A 14,599-nucleotide genomic window follows, 5' to 3' on the forward strand; every position below is an offset into this window, starting at 1 on the left:
CGTAGCCGCCGGCGGCGCGCCCCCCGTAAAAGACGGGCCGGACGCGGCTGGCAACACAGCTTGCCTTTCAAAATGCGCTTCCGCAAATCGCGGCTTTATATTTCGATTCTTCTGCCTTTGGGCATCGGGGCCATGGTGGGGGTGCTGGCGGCCATTTTGGGTGTGGGCGGCGGCTTCATCATGGTTCCGGCCATGATCTATATTTTGGGGATGCCCACCAATGTGGTGGTGGGAACGTCTTTGCTACAGATTATCTTTGTAACGGCTATCATCACCTTATTGCACTCGGTGCAAACCCAGACCGTGGATATCATTCTGACTTTGTTGTTGCTGGTGGGGGCGGTTGGTGGCGCGCAACTGGGTGCGACATTGGGAATGAAGCTGAAAGGAGAGCAATTGCGGGCCCTTTTGGCCTTGATCGTTCTGGGTGTGTGCCTGCGCATGGGCTGGGATCTGGTGAGCGTGCCAGATGATCTTTATTCGATCATGCCGGGGGCATTATGAGCGCGCGGGGCTTCATGATCGTGTTGGCGGTGTTTTTTTGGGCATATGATGCGGCCAAGGCCGCGCCGCATGGCCTTGTCACGGATATCAGCCGCGATATTGTTAATCTGCGCTATGATTTTTCCGGCACGGACCTGTTATTGTTCGGGGCCATTTCAGGGGCCGTGGACAGGGATGAACCGCTTGATCTGGTGATTAGCGTGCTTGGCCCCGCAAAAAGTATGGTGGTGCGCCGCAAAGCGCAGGTGGCGGGGGTTTGGGTCAATAAACAGGCGGCTTCTATTCCAGAGGCTCCGGGATATTATGCCCTGACAAGCACGCGCCCCCTTGCCAGCATTACCGATGAGAAAACCCTGTCGGATCTTGGACTGGGATTGGCGAATTTACCGCTTCCCATTGTTTCGTCCGATGCCATTGATCCTCGGGAATTTCGCGCCGGCTTTGTCCGGGCTATGGAAAAGCGCGGCCTTTATCGCCTTGATACGGATGCTGTGATGGTTCTGGAAGAGGCGTTGTTTCGTACCAATATTCGCCTGCCAGCCAATGTACCCGAAGGACCGTTCGAGGCCCGTGTGGTGCTGTTTTCCAACGGCGTACCGGTTGTGGATCGCGCCTTGCATATCGAGGTGGGGAAAATCGGATTCGAGCGTGCGGTGTTCCAGTTGGCAAAGCAAAAGCCTTTGCTTTACGGCATTGCCGCTGTGCTTCTGGCCTTGTTATCGGGGTGGGGCGCGAGCTTGTTATCACGTCGCTAAGGACGGACCATCAAAAGGTCCACGGCTTGTAACTTATTGGCGGGGAGGTCTGTCACCCGGGGTCAACATTTGAATCCCCCCTTCCGAGCGCGGAGCCACGGCATTCGGTCTGGCCCCTTGCACCGGAGTCCACAGGATCTTCTTCCAGTTTTCCGCCCGTTGTTCGCCAGCGCGGCGGGCATCACTGGTAAGAGCCTGATTGATCCGGGCAAGCTGTGTGGAGGAAATGGGGGAAGAAAAACCGGGCTTTTTGCGAGCCGGGTTTTTTTCAAACAAGGTCACCCACATGGCGGCCTCGGTCAAATCGCGGATGCCATCTGGTCCCGTTGCATAAATCAGCGCGAGCGTGCCTTGCGCTTCAGGGGCGCCGGCTTCGGCAGCACGGCGCATCCAAACCAGTCCATCAAGCCATTCGGTAGAGGTGGCGCTTTGGGATGTGGCTTTGAAGATACAATCCGCCAGATGATATTGCGCCAATTCAAAGCCATCGCCGCGCATGGAGAGCTGATAAAAGAGCGGTGTGGCCTCTTGGCATTTATTCTGCGCTTTCAGATCAAGGGCTTGGCTGTAAAGCCGCGAAGAAATATCCACGGTGGGGATTTGTGACAGCCGCTCGGTCATTTCCGCACGCTTTTTCTGTCGTTCACGCGGGCCATCCGCTGTGCATCCGGCAAGAAAAACCACAAAAGAAAGGGCGAGAAGGGCAAAGCGGAAGGCAGATCCATGCGGGGGCAAGGTAGAAAACATCACAGACGCATCCTTGAACATGATAGCGCGCGCAGTATGGACCATCTTGGTAAAGCGGACAACGCCGATGAAACAGGCGCTTGTCACCTTTGAGCGATTTCAAAGAAAAATAAAGGATCAGCTTGCTTCTTGCAGAGCTTCGGTCACGTTCAGGTCCGCTTGTCGTGCGCCGCGTTCCAGTTCGAAAATTAACTGGCTGCCTTGTTGATGGGCCATAATAAGCCGGTGCCCCGCCTGCTGGCAAAAGGCGGGAAGGTCGGCGATCAGCGCAGGGTCGTCTGCAATGGCCTTGATTTTTATCCCCGGCTCCATGGCTGCAAGAGCACGGCGGATTTTTAGAATCGGAAACGGGGCTTGCAATCCCCTGACATCTATTTCGTGCATAAATGCGCACCCTCTCGGCATTTGTGTTTTCAAGCGAACGGGTATCTTGCCGTCCGGCGGTTTGCCTGAGCATTCTTGTTGATTGGCACTAACTTAGCATCCAAATCTCAACGTCCCCTTAACCGGAGAAAAAAGATCTGAAACGGTAAGAAGAATGGGCCTAGTCGGGTAAGGGGCCGTTTTTGGCCAGCACATCCCCCGCCAGATACAAGGACCCGGCGATCAAAACAAAAGGTGCGGGGCACAAAGCATGAGGGGATTTGGCGGAAGGAGCGGTTTGCGCAATGGTTTTTAACGCACCGTCCACGGAAGATGCGACCATAGCCTGCATGCCAATGGAACTGGCGGCAGCGGCGATATCTGCGGCAGGGCACGGGGTTTCCACATTGGGGATCGTGACCCCATAGACACTGTGAACCAGCCCTTGGAATGGCCGCAGATAGTCCAAGGGATCCCGATTGCCCATCATCCCGACAATCAGGCTGACCGGCCGGGATGTATCCACCAGCGTCAACAGGGCTTCCCGCACCGCACGGGCGGCGGCGGGGTTATGGCCACCATCCAGCCATAAATCGCTTTTTTCGGGCAAAAGTTCCCGCAAGGGGCCGTGATCCAGCTTTTGCAGGCGCGCGGGCCAGCGTACCCAGCCAAGTCCGGCGCGAATTGCCGCTTCAGAGATGGGAACGGCATTTTGATGCCGCAATAATGCAATGGCGGTGCTGGCATTCATGGCTTGATGCGCTCCGGCCAGAACGGGGGCGGGAAGATCAAGAATGCCGTGAGCGTCTTTATAGATCAAATGGGTTGCCCCGGCCTCGTCGGTCCGCAATCCGGCTTGCCATTGCTGATCAAAGCCAAAGCACGGCGCATTATTTTCATGGGCAATGCGCCGCAGAACCTTGTCCACAGGGGGGAATTGCGGCCCTAGAATCGCCGGAACGCCGGATTTCATGATCCCTGCTTTTTCTGCAGCGATATCCGCCAGATCATCGCCCAAATAAGCCTGATGATCGTAAGAAATCGGGGTGATGGCGGTGGCGGCGGGCCGGTCGATCACATTGGTGGCATCCAGCCGCCCGCCCAAGCCCACTTCCAGAATGCACAAATCGGCGGGAATGCGGGAAAAGGCGAGCAGGGCAGCGGCTGTGGTGATCTCGAAAAAAGTGATGGGATCGGTGCCATTGGCGGCTTCCACCTCGTCCAGAAGTGCGCTGAGGGCCGTATCGTCGATCAATTGGCCTTGCAGGCGGATGCGTTCGTTAAAGCGCACCAGATGCGGCGAGATATAGCTGTGCACCCGCAGCCCCGCAGCTTCGGCAATGGCGCGGCTGGTGGCCACCACCGAGCCTTTGCCGTTGGTGCCCGCCACATGCAGAACCGGGGGCAAGGAACGGTGGGGATTTCCCAGCTTTTCCAGCAATGTTTCGATCCGCCCAAGGGACAGGTCAATCACCTTGGGATGCAGGGTGGCCAAACGCCCAAGAGCATTGGCCACGGCTTGCCGTGCATCCTGTGGGGGGGGCGTATCGGACGTCGTCATGCTGATGGGTGGTTTCTATTGGGCCGCCTGATGAAAAACCGGACGGTGCTTTTCCATCAGCAAAGAGATCACTCGGCGCAAGGCACCACGCAATTCATGGCGATGCACCACCATATCCACCATGCCGTGCTCCAGCAGATATTCCGAACGCTGGAAGCCATCGGGCAGCTTTTCGCGGATGGTTTGTTCAATCACCCGTGGGCCGGCAAAGCCGATCAATGCGCCCGGTTCGGCAATATGCACATCCCCCAACATGGCATAAGAGGCGGTCACGCCGCCGGTGGTGGGATCGGTAAGAATAACGATATAGGGCAGCCCGGCTTCTTTCACCATATCCACCGCCACTGTGGTCCGCGGCATCTGCATCAAAGACAAGATGCCTTCTTGCATCCGCGCCCCGCCTGCGGCGGTGATCATGATCAGCGGTGCTTTCAAGGCGATGGCCTCTTCGGCGGCCCGGACAATGGCCTCGCCCACGGCCATGCCCATCGATCCCCCCATGAAGAAGAAATTTTGCACGGCAATCACGCTATCCACACCGCCGATTTTGCCCTTCGCTACCTGAATGGCATCGGTATCGCCCGATTTGTTGCGGGCGTCTTTTATGCGGTCGGTATAGCGCTTTGTATCGCGGAATTTTAAAGGATCGTCTTTCACCGTGGGCAGGTCGACCCGTTGGTGGATGCCTTCATCGAAGAGTGCCTCAAACCGGTCTTTGGGGCCGACTCTGTCATGATGGCCGCAATTGGCGCAGACCTTTTGTGCGGCCACGAAATCCCTATGGAAGATCATCTGTCCGCAGGCTTTGCATTTGTGCCAAAGATTATCGGGCGATTCGCGCTTCCGGATCACCTTCGACAGGCGCGGCTTCACATAATCAGTCAACCAATTCATCGACACATTCCTTGTTAAGGGCAGCGGTAGCTTATCAGAGTGGGCAAAGAGAGGGAAAAATTATCCCCGGGTTCCTTCTGCCAAAGTGTGCACGAACGCGCTTACCGCGTCCACCAGACCGGGGCGGGCTTGCCCTGTTTCATCCAGATTGGCCTTGATCTGCGCCACAATGGCCGATCCGACCACGGCTGCATCGGCCAGTTGGCCAATCCGCGCCACATCTTTCGGAGATTTGATGCCAAAGCCCACAGCCACCGGCAAATCCGATGCGGCATGAATCCGTGTGACGGCCGCTTCGATATCGCTGTCTTGGGCGCTGCTGGTGCCGGTGACGCCCGCCACCGATACATAATACAGGAAACCCGATGCGCCATCCAGAACGCGGGGAAGACGGGCATCATCTGTGGTGGGGGTGGCCAAGCGGATCATCGCGATTCCGGCTTTGGCCGCAGGCACCCGCAATTCGGCGTCTTCTTCCGGTGGAAGATCGACAACGATCAAGCCATCCACCCCGCCGCTGCTGGCTTTTTCGACGAACGCCTCCACACCAAAGGCCATGATGGGGTTGAAATACCCCATCAATATGATCGGCGTATCGGTGTCGGATTTTCGGAAATTGGCTACCATTTCAAGAACTTTGTGCATGGTCATGCCCGCATGCAGGGCGCGCAGGCTGGCTTCTTGAATGGCGGGGCCATCGGCCATGGGATCGGTGAAGGGCATCCCCAGTTCGATGATGTCGGCCCCGGCTTCGGGCAGGCGGGCCAACAGCTTCGCGCTGGTATCCGGATCGGGATCGCCTGCCGTGATGAAGGTGACAAAAGCGGCGCGCTTTTCGGCCTTCAAGGCATTGAACCGTGCGGTGATACGATCGCTCATAGGTCCACCCCTAAAATATCGGCGATGGTGAAAATATCTTTATCCCCCCGACCGCACATATTCATGATGATCAAATGATCTTTTGGCAGGTCTGGCGCCATGCGGATCACCTGTGCCAAGGCATGGCTTGGCTCCAGCGCCGGTAAAATGCCTTCAAGGCGGGCGCAAAGCTGAAAAGCCTCCAAGCTTCATGGTCGGTGGCCGAGACATAGTTCACCCGGCCCATATCCGCCAGCCACGCATGTTCGGGGCCAATGCCGGGATAATCGAGACCCGCCGAAATGGAATGGGCTTCGATGATCTGGCCGTCGTCATCTTGTAGCAAATAGGTTTTGTTGCCGTGCAGAACGCCGGGGGTTCCGCCTGCAATGGCTGCCGCATGTTCGCCGGTTTCAATGCCTTTGCCCGCCGCTTCAACGGCATAGGCGGCCACATCCGGATCATCGAGAAAGGCATGGAACAATCCCAAAGCATTGGAGCCGCCCCCGATACAGGCCACAAGGCTGTCGGGCAGGCGCCCTTCCCGTTCCATGATCTGTGCCCGTGCCTCGCGCCCGATCACCGATTGGAATGCGCGGACCATTTCCGGATAGGGATGGGGGCCTGCCACGGTGCCGATTACATAGAAGGTGTCATCCACATTGGCGACCCAATCACGCAGGGCTTCATTCATGGCGTCTTTCAAGGTGGCAGAGCCGGAATGACAGGGGCGGACATCGGCCCCCAAAAGCCGCATGCGGAATACATTGGGCTTTTGCCGTTCCATGTCCTTGGCGCCCATGAACACGGTGCAAGGCAGGCCAAAGCGTGCCGCAACGGTGGCGGTGGCCACCCCGTGCTGGCCCGCACCGGTTTCCGCGATGATGCGGGTTTTCCCCATGCGTTTGGCCAACAAAACCTGTCCGATGGCATGATTGATCTTGTGGGCGCCGGTATGGTTCAGCTCGTCGCGCTTCATATAGATTTTCGCGCCACCCAAATGTTCGGTCAGGCGTTCTGCGAAATAAAGCGGGCTGGGCCGTCCCACATAATGCTCTAAAAGATCATCCAGTTCATCGAGGAATTTTTGATCTTCGCGGGCCTCATGCCATGCTTTTTCTACCGACAGGATCAACGGCATCAGCGTTTCCGCTACATAGCGTCCGCCATATTTGCCGAAATGGCCCCGGTCGTCGGGCCCTGTGCGAAAGCTGTTGGGTTTGGTGGCCCCATTTTCGGCCCCGGCTGTGGTCACGGCGTCTGCTCCTTTGGTCCTAGCGTGCGCGCATGGTTCATGAATTGAGCGATTTTATCGAGGCTTTTGAGGCCGGGCGCATCTTCCAGCCCCGATGATACATCCACCCGTTTGGCCCCGCTTTCCAAAACGGCCTGCGCCAGATTATCCGCATCAAGGCCACCGGATAACATCCATGGCAGGGATGGGGTGCGGCCTTCCAGCAAAGTCCAGTCAAAGGCACGGCCATTGCCGCCGGGCAGGCGCGTCGTTCCGGGCTGGGCTTTGGCATCGAACAAGATCATATCCACCACCGCTTCATAGGTGCGGGCAGCCTCTACATCTGCGGCTTCGGCAATGGGAAGGGCCTTGATCAGCCGTTTTCCCGATTGAGCGCGGATGGCTTGGGCGCGTTCTGGCGTTTCCTGGCCATGCAATTGAATCCAGTCCACAGCCGGGGCGGTTTCGTCCAATAACCGGTCGGTGGGATTTACATAAACGCCGACGGTTTCCATCCCGTGGCTGCGGGCGATGGCGGCAAGATCGATGGCCAGACGCGCATCAACATAGCGCGGAGACGGCGGAAAAAAAACAAATCCCGCCCAACGGGCCCCATTCTTGCCCGCGGCATCAATAACATTCGGCGAGGCAAGCCCGCAGATTTTAACTTCAAGTGACATGTGCATCTTCTAGGGGGCTATGTGACAAGCTGCAAGCGCCTCTGTGCGGCGGAGCGCTTTTAAGGGGTAGGGGCCGTATTATTCGGGGCCGGGTCCATTTGGTCAAGTGCTGCAAGATTGGCGCGGGCAGCAAAGGCTGCGGCTGCATCGGGCCAGCGGGTGACAATGGTTTGCCAATCGGTGCGGGCCGCTTTTTCGTCGCCGGTCAGCATATGGATATTGGCGCGTTCCAGCCGCGCGGCGGGGCTTTGTTGATCCAGTTCCACCGCTCGTATTGCGGCATCAAGGGCTGGTTCCAGATCGCCAAGCGCCCGATATGCACTGGCCAGATAAAGGGCAATATCGGCACGCCATCCGCCGATCATACGGGCTTGCTCGAGATCCTTGATGGCATCTTCATATTCGCCCAACAGCCCCAAAGTGCGGGCGCGGTCCACATGAAGCTCCAAGGTCAAAGGATCGTTTTCCAAAGGCGCTTGTGCCAGACCGTTGGAAAAGGCGGTATAGGCCTGTTCGGGCTTGTCGGCCAAAAGCAGCGCATTGCCCATTTGCGCATAGATCCCCGCCAGCAGGCTATAGGGATCATCGGCATCTACAATGTCATAGGTCAGGCCGCGCCCGGTGCGCATATCATCGGCCAACCGGCCATAGCGTTCGGCAGCCGCATCGGGGCGGCCAAGCGCCACAAGGGCGGCGGCGGCACAATGTTCGGCAGGCAGGCTGGGGCCATCGGTCAGCCACGCCAAGGCGTCTTCCAGGGCGCGATCCGGTGCCGTATCCATGCGCCGCATGCAGGCACGATAACGGTTGGCTTCTTCTTGTGCCTTGGCGCTGCTAATGCCCCGCGTTGGTGGCAGCATCAAAGGGACCAGCGTGTCGCTATCGCCTGCAGGCGCGACCTCTGTATCGGGCTGAGGATCGGCAAGGCCGGCGGGATTGGCCCGCCGCTGATCGATGGGCAGTTCCGATAAGGGATCGTTTTGCTGGGCGCTGGCCCCGCTTGTCACGCCGATAAGGCCAAGGGTGCAGAGCGCGCCCATTTGTGCCATGAAAAGAATGGATTTCATCATGACGCATAAGGTGGCACCGGCCTATGGCGGAAGAAAGGCTTTTTTGTTTCGGATTGGGCTATAGCGCCCGTTTTCTGGCGCGGCATCTGCAAGCGCAAGGCTGGCAGGTGGCAGGAACCGTACGCTCAGAGCCTGATCGGAGGGCGCTTGAGGCCGCAGGGATCGCCGCCTTTCTTTTTGACGGTCAAGCGCCGATGGATGCTGCGGGGCGGGCTGTGCTGGCGGATTCGTCTTATATCCTATCCTCCGTCCCCCCTGATGATGAGGGCGATCCCGTGGAACGCTATCACCGCGCAGACCTTGCCGCTTTGGGTGATTGCCGGTGGGTGGGCTATCTGTCCACCAGCGGAGTTTATGGCGATCATGGGGGAGGCTGGGTGGATGAAACCACGCCGCCAGCCCCTATCAGCCGCCGTGCTGTGCGGCGCTTGATGGCAGAAACGGCTTGGCGCAGTTTGGGGGATCGGGCGGGGCTGCCTGTGCATATTTTTCGGCTGGCGGGAATCTATGGTCCTGGCCGAAGCCCGATTGATGCGGTGCAGGCAGGGCAGGCGCGGCGCATTGCCAAGCCCGGTCAGGTTTTTTCACGCATTCATGTAGCCGATATTGCCCGCGCCTTGATGGCGTCCATGGCTCGGCCGCGCAAGGGGGGCATCTATAATCTGTGCGATGATTGCCCCGCATCCTCTTCGGAGGTGATTGCCTATGCCGCGTCGCTTCTGGGGCAGGACCCGCCGCCGGAGGTACCCTTGGACGAGGCGGATTTGTCGCCTATGGCCCGCAGTTTTTATAGTGAAAACAAGCGGGTTCGTAATCGGTTGATGCATGTTGAACTGGGGGTTGAACTGGCCTTCCCCGATTATAAGGCGGGGCTTGCCAGCCTGCTGGACAAGCCATAGCGGCTGATTTTCAGAGCATAGGGCGGGCTATAGCCGATAGCCGGTTTCGCGCAGCACATGCCGCCAATGCCGATCAATCAAATCACGGGTGACGGGGCCGGGCGTACCATCCCCGACGGGAACGCCGTCAATTTGGGTGACCGGCGTAACAGAAGAGGTGGTGGAGGCGATGAACGCCTCTTTCGCCGATTGTGCTTCGGCAATGGTGAAGGGCTCTTCCACCGGTGCGATTTGGGCATTGGCGGCTATATCGCCCATTACATGGCGGGTGATGCCGGGAAGAATATCCTTTGCCAAACGCCGGGTGCGCAGGCGGCCTTGTTGATCGACAATCCAGGCGGTGGATGATGATCCTTCGGTAACAAAGCCCTGTGCATCCACCATCCAGCCTTCCAGCGCCCCGGCTTCACGGGCCGCTTGTTTGGCCAGAACATTGCCCAAAAGCGAGACGGTTTTGATATCGCAGCGTTTCCAGCGCAGATCGGGGGTGCTTATCACCGCAACGCCCGTTTTTTGCTTTTCGCGCAAGGCCGCCACATTGAACCGCTGGGCGGCCATCACAATGGCAGGTGCCGGGGGAAAGGCAGGGAAAGCATGGTCGCGGCGAGTAACGCCGCGGGTGATTTGCAGATAGATCGTTGCATCGCGCAGGCGATTGCGCCGCATCATCTGGTCCATCACCACTTTGAAAGCCCCGCGCCCCATGGGCGGGTTGATGGATAAAGCGGCCAAAGACCGGTCCAGCCTGTCCATATGCAGATGGAAATCCAAAGGCTTGCCGTTTAAAAACAGGCATACCTCATAAACGCCGTCGGAAAATTGATAGCCGCGATCCTCGATGGAGACGCTGGCATGGGCACGGGGCAAAAACTGGCCGTTAACATAAACAATACGGGACACGGGGGACTCACCAACAAGGGGAACAGCACACACCCGTCACTTTCAATCCACGCGGGCAGAAAGGTCAAGCCCCAGTGTGGCCACGGCATGATCGCCCAGAAGTTGACGGACTTCCTGAGGGGGTAAAATAAAATTTAACCCTAACCTGTCGTCCTTGTGCCAGCAGATTTCCGCAGGCAAATCGCCACAACGGGAAATGGTCAATGTAACAGGAGCGCCGCGTTTCAAGGGCAAAGCCAGCCGGATGCGGGCTCCCGCCAGAGAAAGATCCAACACCCGACAAGAAAAGCTGAACTCGCCAACCTTGAGCGTACCCATCCAGATCACCGAACGACGCGGATGATTGCGGCGCTCTTTTCCTGTATCCCCGTTGTTCATGGGCCGTCTGATCCTGATAATATGATCCGATAAAAAAACATGGTGGGACAAACAGGTTTGTGTTCAGTTAACATATGTACCTGCAATTGATTAAAGCTGAATATGACGCACACGCCACATATCCTGATCGTTGAAGATAGCCTGAGTCTTGCCCGTACTTATGAGGCTTATTTGCGCCGGCTGGAGGCGAAAACGCAGATTGCGGCGGATCTGGCGCAGGCAAAGGCTGCTCTGTCGCAAGGCGTGCCGGACCTGATTTTGCTGGATGTGAAATTACCCGATGGGGATGGTTTGTCGTTGTTGTCTTCTTTGCCCGAAGGGGCAACGCGCCCGCCGGTGATCGTGATGACGGCGCATGGCTCTGTTTCCAAAGCGGTGGAAGCCATGCAGGCCGGGGCGACGGATTTTCTGGTGAAGCCCTTTGATGCGGACCGGCTGGTTACCACCACCAGCAATGCGCTGGAAAATCGCCGCCTTAGCAGCCTGGTGAAGCGCTATGAAGACAGCTTTCGCGGTGAAGGTTTCGGGGAATTCATCGGGAAAAGCTTGCCCATGCAAGCGGTTTACCGGATGATTGAAAGTGCCGGGCCATCAAAGGCCAGTGTGTTCATCACCGGCGAATCGGGAACAGGCAAAGAATTATGTGCCGCAGCATTGCATACATGCTCACCGCGTACCCAAGGGGCGTTTGTTGCGCTTAATTGTGCGGCTCTTCCTAAAGATTTGATCGAAAGCGAGATTTTCGGCCACAAAAAAGGGGCGTTCACCGGTGCCACCGGCGATCGGGAGGGTGCTGCGGTGAAAGCCCATCTGGGCACGCTGTTTCTGGATGAAGTGTGCGAGATGGATCTGGCCCTGCAATCCAAATTGCTGCGTTTTTTGCAAACGGGGATGGTGCAGCCTGTAGGATCGGATGATCTGCGTAAGGTGGATGTGCGAATCGTTTGCGCTACCAACCGTGACCCCATGGCCGAAGTGCGGAGCGGACGATTCCGTGAAGATCTTTATTACCGGCTGCACGTTATTCCCATCGAATTGCCGCCCTTGCGGGATCGGGGCAATGATGCGGTTGATTTGGCGCGGGCCTTTTTGACGCAGCTTTCAAAAGAAGAAGGCAAATCTTTTGAGCGCCTGTCGGAAGACGCGGAAAATGCTGTGCGGCGCTATGGCTGGCCGGGAAATGTGCGTGAAATGCGCAATGTGATCCAGACCGCCGTGGTGCTGAATGACGGGCCGGTTCTTGAAGAGCATATGTTGTCGCGGTCGTTGCACACAAGCGATTCCGGAGACGCGGATCATAGCTCTAAAGAGACGCAAAAAGCGGCGGTTCGGGATGTTCCGGCGCGCATTGAACCGCTGGCATTGGTGGAGCGCCGGGCCATTGAACGGGCCATTGATCTATGCGGTGGCAATGTCAGCCAAGCCGCCGCCTATTTGGAAGTGGCGCCGTCAACGCTTTATAGGAAATTGCAGTCCTGGGATGATCGGGTGGTGGACGATGCCGCTGCGATGGTTTCGGAGCGTCATTCCTAAACCTCGCCGCTTTGTGCTTTGGCGCTTTACCGATCAGTCGGGCGTGCCTGTGCCGGGCGGTTGCACCGGATCGGAGCCGCGCTCGCGGGCTTGTTCCTTGCGGCGGCGCAGATTATCCCGCAGCGCTTTTGCCAGTCGTTCTTGCTTTTGTTTGGCGGGATCAGGTGTGTTTTCGGGCGTGTTTTTCATGGCTGCGTTTTTAATCCCGAAAGGAATTGTCTTCAAGTGTCAGGTTAGGCTTGCGTCCTGCGTCTGGCTGTGGCAAAAGCCGCGCTGCAAAACGAATGCACGCCCACATGGCTCAGGGGTAGAGCACTCCCTTGGTAAGGGAGAGGTCGCGAGTTCGAATCTCGCTGTGGGCACCATTTCCTTTTTTTTCCGGTCTTTTGGTGATTCGCTGACGCTCATATTTTCAATGAGCGGCTCTGTTTCTTCTTTTGGTTTGAATGGTTAAGGGAATTTCTGTCCTTTTTAGGGGTGAGAGCCTTCCATGCGTCATATTGGGACAGATAGATAGATCCGGTGAGATGATTTAAAAAGGACGAGCGCTTGAGGCGGTCTTCTACCGGGCCTTTCACCTCGCTCAGATGCAGGGTGATCGTCTGGTCTTTCAGCCGCTGATTGATGGCCTCGAGGCTTTCCACGGCAGAAAGATCAACCTCATTCACCGCAGAGCACATCAAAACCACATGCCGGATATCCAGATCGCCCGCCAGTCGGTTTAGCAGATAATCTTCAAGATAACGCGCATTGGCAAACCACAGGCTTTCGTCAATCCGCAGGGTAAGGACGCTTGGGGTCGTTTCGACCTTGTGGCGCAAGATATTACGGAAATGCTGGGTGCCGGGGACAAGGCCCACCTCGGCGATATGGGGGCGTGAACTGCGCCACAGATACAACAGGATGGACAGCATCACGCCAGCAGAAACACCGGCCTCCACACCGATCACAAGGGTCACCAAGATCGTTGCACTGACCGCAGCAAAATCAGCCCGTGAATAGGTCCATGCCGTTTGCAGGATTTTAAAATCCACAAGGCTCATGACAGCGACAATAATCGTTGCTGCCAGTGTGGCTGTCGGCAGAAAATAGATCAAAGGGGTGAGCGCAAGGGCGGCAATCGCCAAGCCAATGGCGGTAAAGGCACCGGCTGCAGGTGTTTTTGCACCGGCATCATAATTGACAACAGAGCGGGCAAAGCCCCCCGTTACCGGATAGCCGCCGGTGAAGGCGGCCCCGATATTGGCCGCGCCCAGCCCGATCAATTCCTGATCAGGATCAATGCGCTGGCGTTTTTTTGCCGCAAGGGTTTGTGCGACCGAGATGGATTCCACAAAACCGATGATTGAAATCAGCAAGGCGGGCAGGGCTAGGGTCGCAATCATGTCGGCGCCAAGATCGGGGATGGTAAAGGGCGGAAGCTTTGCGGGACAGCCCCCACAATCGCCACGCCGCGATCTGCCAGATCCAGCAATGCCACAAGGAGGGTGGTGACAATAATTGCCAGCACCGGCCCTATTCTTGACAGGGTGTCGCTTATGCCATCTGCCATGCCCATGCCCATGCGCTTCAGCAAGGGCTTCATTCCTTTGCGTACCCAGAACAGAAAGGCCGTAGATCCGGCTCCGATGAGCAGGGTCGGCAGGTTGAGGTCACCAATATGTCGCGCCAAGGACAGCAGCATTTCCGGTAATGTGTATCCAGAGGCAGGAACACCAAGGATGTGCTTCATTTGGCTGGTTGCGATCAACAGGCCGCTGGCGGTGATGAACCCGGCAATCACGGGATGGCTGAGGAAATTTGCGATGAACCCCATGCGCAACACCCCCATCACCAAAAGCATACCGCCCGACAGCAAGGCCAGCGTTAGGGCGGCTGCGGCATATCCCATGCTGCCTTCCGAGGCGACCTGACTGACGGCGACGGCTGTCATCAAAGACACCACCGCCACCGGCCCCACGGCCAGCACCTGGGACGTTCCAAACAGGGCATAAAGCAGGATCGGCACGATCGAGGCATAAAGCCCGGCTTCAGGCGGAAGCCCTGCCAGCATGGCATAGGCAAGAGACTGGGGAATCAGCATAATCGTCACGATTACCGCAGCCATCAGGTCGGCTGTCAGTGTCTTGCCGCCATAATTGCGACCCCAATCGAGAACAGGCAGATATCGGCGCAGAAATATTGGCATTGGCTAGCGATCCTCACAAGCTGCCCGTGGCAGCC

The 14,599-nt window shown here is 57.4% G+C and carries 15 protein-coding genes, 1 tRNA gene and 2 pseudogenes; 5 read left to right on the plus strand and 13 right to left on the minus strand.

Features of this window, described 5'->3' with window-relative positions:
- Both JCM17844_RS02885 and JCM17844_RS02890 read left to right on the plus strand, forming a co-directional pair.
- A partial coding sequence (locus JCM17844_RS02885; RefSeq protein WP_149999595.1) for a sulfite exporter TauE/SafE family protein occupies positions 1–504 on the plus strand: 504 nt, incomplete at its 5' end.
- Positions 501–1,259, plus strand: a complete 759-nt coding sequence (locus JCM17844_RS02890; protein WP_149999596.1) for a TIGR02186 family protein — start codon at positions 501–503, stop codon at positions 1,257–1,259. The genes JCM17844_RS02885 and JCM17844_RS02890, both read left to right, overlap by 4 nt.
- Before the next feature lie 33 nt (positions 1,260–1,292).
- Here JCM17844_RS02890 and JCM17844_RS02895 read toward each other — a convergent pair whose 3' ends face one another.
- The 8 genes and pseudogenes from JCM17844_RS02895 to JCM17844_RS02930 form a co-directional block, all read right to left on the minus strand.
- Positions 1,293–2,009, minus strand: coding sequence for an SEL1-like repeat protein (locus JCM17844_RS02895; protein ID WP_149999597.1), 717 nt, complete (start codon positions 2,007–2,009; stop codon positions 1,293–1,295).
- A 114-nt stretch (positions 2,010–2,123) separates the two neighbouring features.
- Entirely contained in the window at positions 2,124–2,423 is a 300-nt protein-coding gene (locus JCM17844_RS02900; protein ID WP_149999598.1) for a sulfurtransferase TusA family protein, read from the minus strand.
- 127 nt (positions 2,424–2,550) lie between these two features.
- The gene (locus tag JCM17844_RS02905; protein ID WP_149999599.1) at positions 2,551–3,930 is read right to left on the minus strand and encodes a bifunctional folylpolyglutamate synthase/dihydrofolate synthase; all 1,380 of its coding nucleotides are present in this window, start codon (positions 3,928–3,930) and stop codon (positions 2,551–2,553) included.
- Positions 3,931–3,945: 15 nt separating this feature from the next.
- On the minus strand, positions 3,946–4,824 hold the full coding sequence (gene accD / locus JCM17844_RS02910) for an acetyl-CoA carboxylase, carboxyltransferase subunit beta (RefSeq protein WP_149999600.1): 879 nt from the start codon (positions 4,822–4,824) through the stop codon (positions 3,946–3,948).
- Between the two features lie 60 nt (positions 4,825–4,884).
- Positions 4,885–5,703 (minus strand): tryptophan synthase subunit alpha, encoded by an 819-nt coding sequence (gene trpA, locus JCM17844_RS02915; protein WP_149999601.1) that lies wholly within the window; start codon positions 5,701–5,703, stop codon positions 4,885–4,887.
- A pseudogene (gene trpB / locus JCM17844_RS02920) lies at positions 5,700–6,937 on the minus strand (tryptophan synthase subunit beta). The gene trpA and the pseudogene trpB overlap by 4 nt, the downstream one beginning before the upstream one ends.
- Positions 6,934–7,596, minus strand: a complete 663-nt coding sequence (locus JCM17844_RS02925) for a phosphoribosylanthranilate isomerase (RefSeq protein WP_149999602.1) — start codon at positions 7,594–7,596, stop codon at positions 6,934–6,936. Before JCM17844_RS02925 ends, trpB begins: the two are co-directional and overlap by 4 nt.
- Positions 7,597–7,655: 59 nt before the next feature.
- Positions 7,656–8,663 carry a tetratricopeptide repeat protein gene (locus tag JCM17844_RS02930; protein ID WP_149999603.1) on the minus strand — a complete coding sequence of 336 codons (1,008 nt, stop codon included), beginning with the start codon at positions 8,661–8,663 and terminating at the stop codon, positions 7,656–7,658.
- Positions 8,664–8,689: 26 nt separating this feature from the next.
- Between JCM17844_RS02930 and JCM17844_RS02935 the strand changes: the two genes are divergently transcribed.
- Positions 8,690–9,565 carry an SDR family oxidoreductase gene (locus JCM17844_RS02935; protein WP_149999604.1) on the plus strand — a complete coding sequence of 292 codons (876 nt, stop codon included), beginning with the start codon at positions 8,690–8,692 and terminating at the stop codon, positions 9,563–9,565.
- A gap of 27 nt (positions 9,566–9,592) precedes the next feature.
- Here the strand turns inward: JCM17844_RS02935 and JCM17844_RS02940 are convergent, their stop codons facing one another.
- On the minus strand, positions 9,593–10,465 hold the full coding sequence (locus JCM17844_RS02940; protein ID WP_149999605.1) for a D-amino-acid transaminase: 873 nt from the start codon (positions 10,463–10,465) through the stop codon (positions 9,593–9,595).
- Positions 10,466–10,507: 42 nt separating this feature from the next.
- Positions 10,508–10,843: a PilZ domain-containing protein gene (locus JCM17844_RS02945; protein WP_149999606.1), complete on the minus strand. Its 336-nt coding sequence runs from the start codon at positions 10,841–10,843 to the stop codon at positions 10,508–10,510.
- A gap of 102 nt (positions 10,844–10,945) precedes the next feature.
- Between JCM17844_RS02945 and JCM17844_RS02950 the strand changes: the two genes are divergently transcribed.
- The gene (locus JCM17844_RS02950) at positions 10,946–12,376 is read left to right on the plus strand and encodes a sigma-54-dependent transcriptional regulator (RefSeq protein ID WP_149999607.1); all 1,431 of its coding nucleotides are present in this window, start codon (positions 10,946–10,948) and stop codon (positions 12,374–12,376) included.
- 33 nt (positions 12,377–12,409) lie between these two features.
- Here the strand turns inward: JCM17844_RS02950 and JCM17844_RS14195 are convergent, their stop codons facing one another.
- Entirely contained in the window at positions 12,410–12,565 is a 156-nt protein-coding gene (locus JCM17844_RS14195) for a hypothetical protein (protein WP_188873770.1), read from the minus strand.
- A gap of 101 nt (positions 12,566–12,666) precedes the next feature.
- Here JCM17844_RS14195 and JCM17844_RS02955 point away from each other — a divergent pair.
- Positions 12,667–12,741: transfer RNA gene (locus tag JCM17844_RS02955), tRNA-Thr, on the plus strand.
- 39 nt (positions 12,742–12,780) lie between these two features.
- On the opposite strand, the gene JCM17844_RS14200 is transcribed toward JCM17844_RS02955, so the two are convergent.
- Positions 12,781–13,419 carry a SulP family inorganic anion transporter gene (locus tag JCM17844_RS14200; RefSeq protein ID WP_371864739.1) on the minus strand — a complete coding sequence of 213 codons (639 nt, stop codon included), beginning with the start codon at positions 13,417–13,419 and terminating at the stop codon, positions 12,781–12,783.
- Positions 13,405–14,564, minus strand: a pseudogene (locus JCM17844_RS14205) (SulP family inorganic anion transporter); the annotation flags it as partial. The pseudogene JCM17844_RS14205 and the gene JCM17844_RS14200, both read right to left, overlap by 15 nt.
- Positions 14,565–14,599 lie beyond the last annotated feature (35 nt).

Origin of the sequence: Iodidimonas gelatinilytica, assembly GCF_008579125.1 — a bacterium.
GTDB lineage: Bacteria > Pseudomonadota > Alphaproteobacteria > Sphingomonadales > Rhodothalassiaceae > Iodidimonas > Iodidimonas muriae.

What these genes read in the sequence shown, in the direction of transcription:
- JCM17844_RS02890 (WP_149999596.1), top strand. Translation starts at nt 501, where the DNA reads ATGAGCGCGCGGGGCTTCATGATCGTGTTGGCGGTGTTTTTTTGGGCA.
- JCM17844_RS02905 (WP_149999599.1), bottom strand. Translation starts at nt 3,930, where the DNA reads ATGACGACGTCCGATACGCCCCCCCCACAGGATGCACGGCAAGCCGTG.
- accD (WP_149999600.1), bottom strand. Translation starts at nt 4,824, where the DNA reads ATGAATTGGTTGACTGATTATGTGAAGCCGCGCCTGTCGAAGGTGATC.
- trpA (WP_149999601.1), bottom strand. Translation starts at nt 5,703, where the DNA reads ATGAGCGATCGTATCACCGCACGGTTCAATGCCTTGAAGGCCGAAAAG.
- JCM17844_RS02925 (WP_149999602.1), bottom strand. Translation starts at nt 7,596, where the DNA reads ATGTCACTTGAAGTTAAAATCTGCGGGCTTGCCTCGCCGAATGTTATT.
- JCM17844_RS02930 (WP_149999603.1), bottom strand. Translation starts at nt 8,663, where the DNA reads ATGAAATCCATTCTTTTCATGGCACAAATGGGCGCGCTCTGCACCCTT.
- JCM17844_RS02935 (WP_149999604.1), top strand. Translation starts at nt 8,690, where the DNA reads ATGGCGGAAGAAAGGCTTTTTTGTTTCGGATTGGGCTATAGCGCCCGT.
- JCM17844_RS02945 (WP_149999606.1), bottom strand. Translation starts at nt 10,843, where the DNA reads ATGAACAACGGGGATACAGGAAAAGAGCGCCGCAATCATCCGCGTCGT.
- JCM17844_RS02950 (WP_149999607.1), top strand. Translation starts at nt 10,946, where the DNA reads ATGACGCACACGCCACATATCCTGATCGTTGAAGATAGCCTGAGTCTT.
- JCM17844_RS14195 (WP_188873770.1), bottom strand. Translation starts at nt 12,565, where the DNA reads ATGAAAAACACGCCCGAAAACACACCTGATCCCGCCAAACAAAAGCAA.
- JCM17844_RS14200 (WP_371864739.1), bottom strand. Translation starts at nt 13,419, where the DNA reads ATGAGCCTTGTGGATTTTAAAATCCTGCAAACGGCATGGACCTATTCA.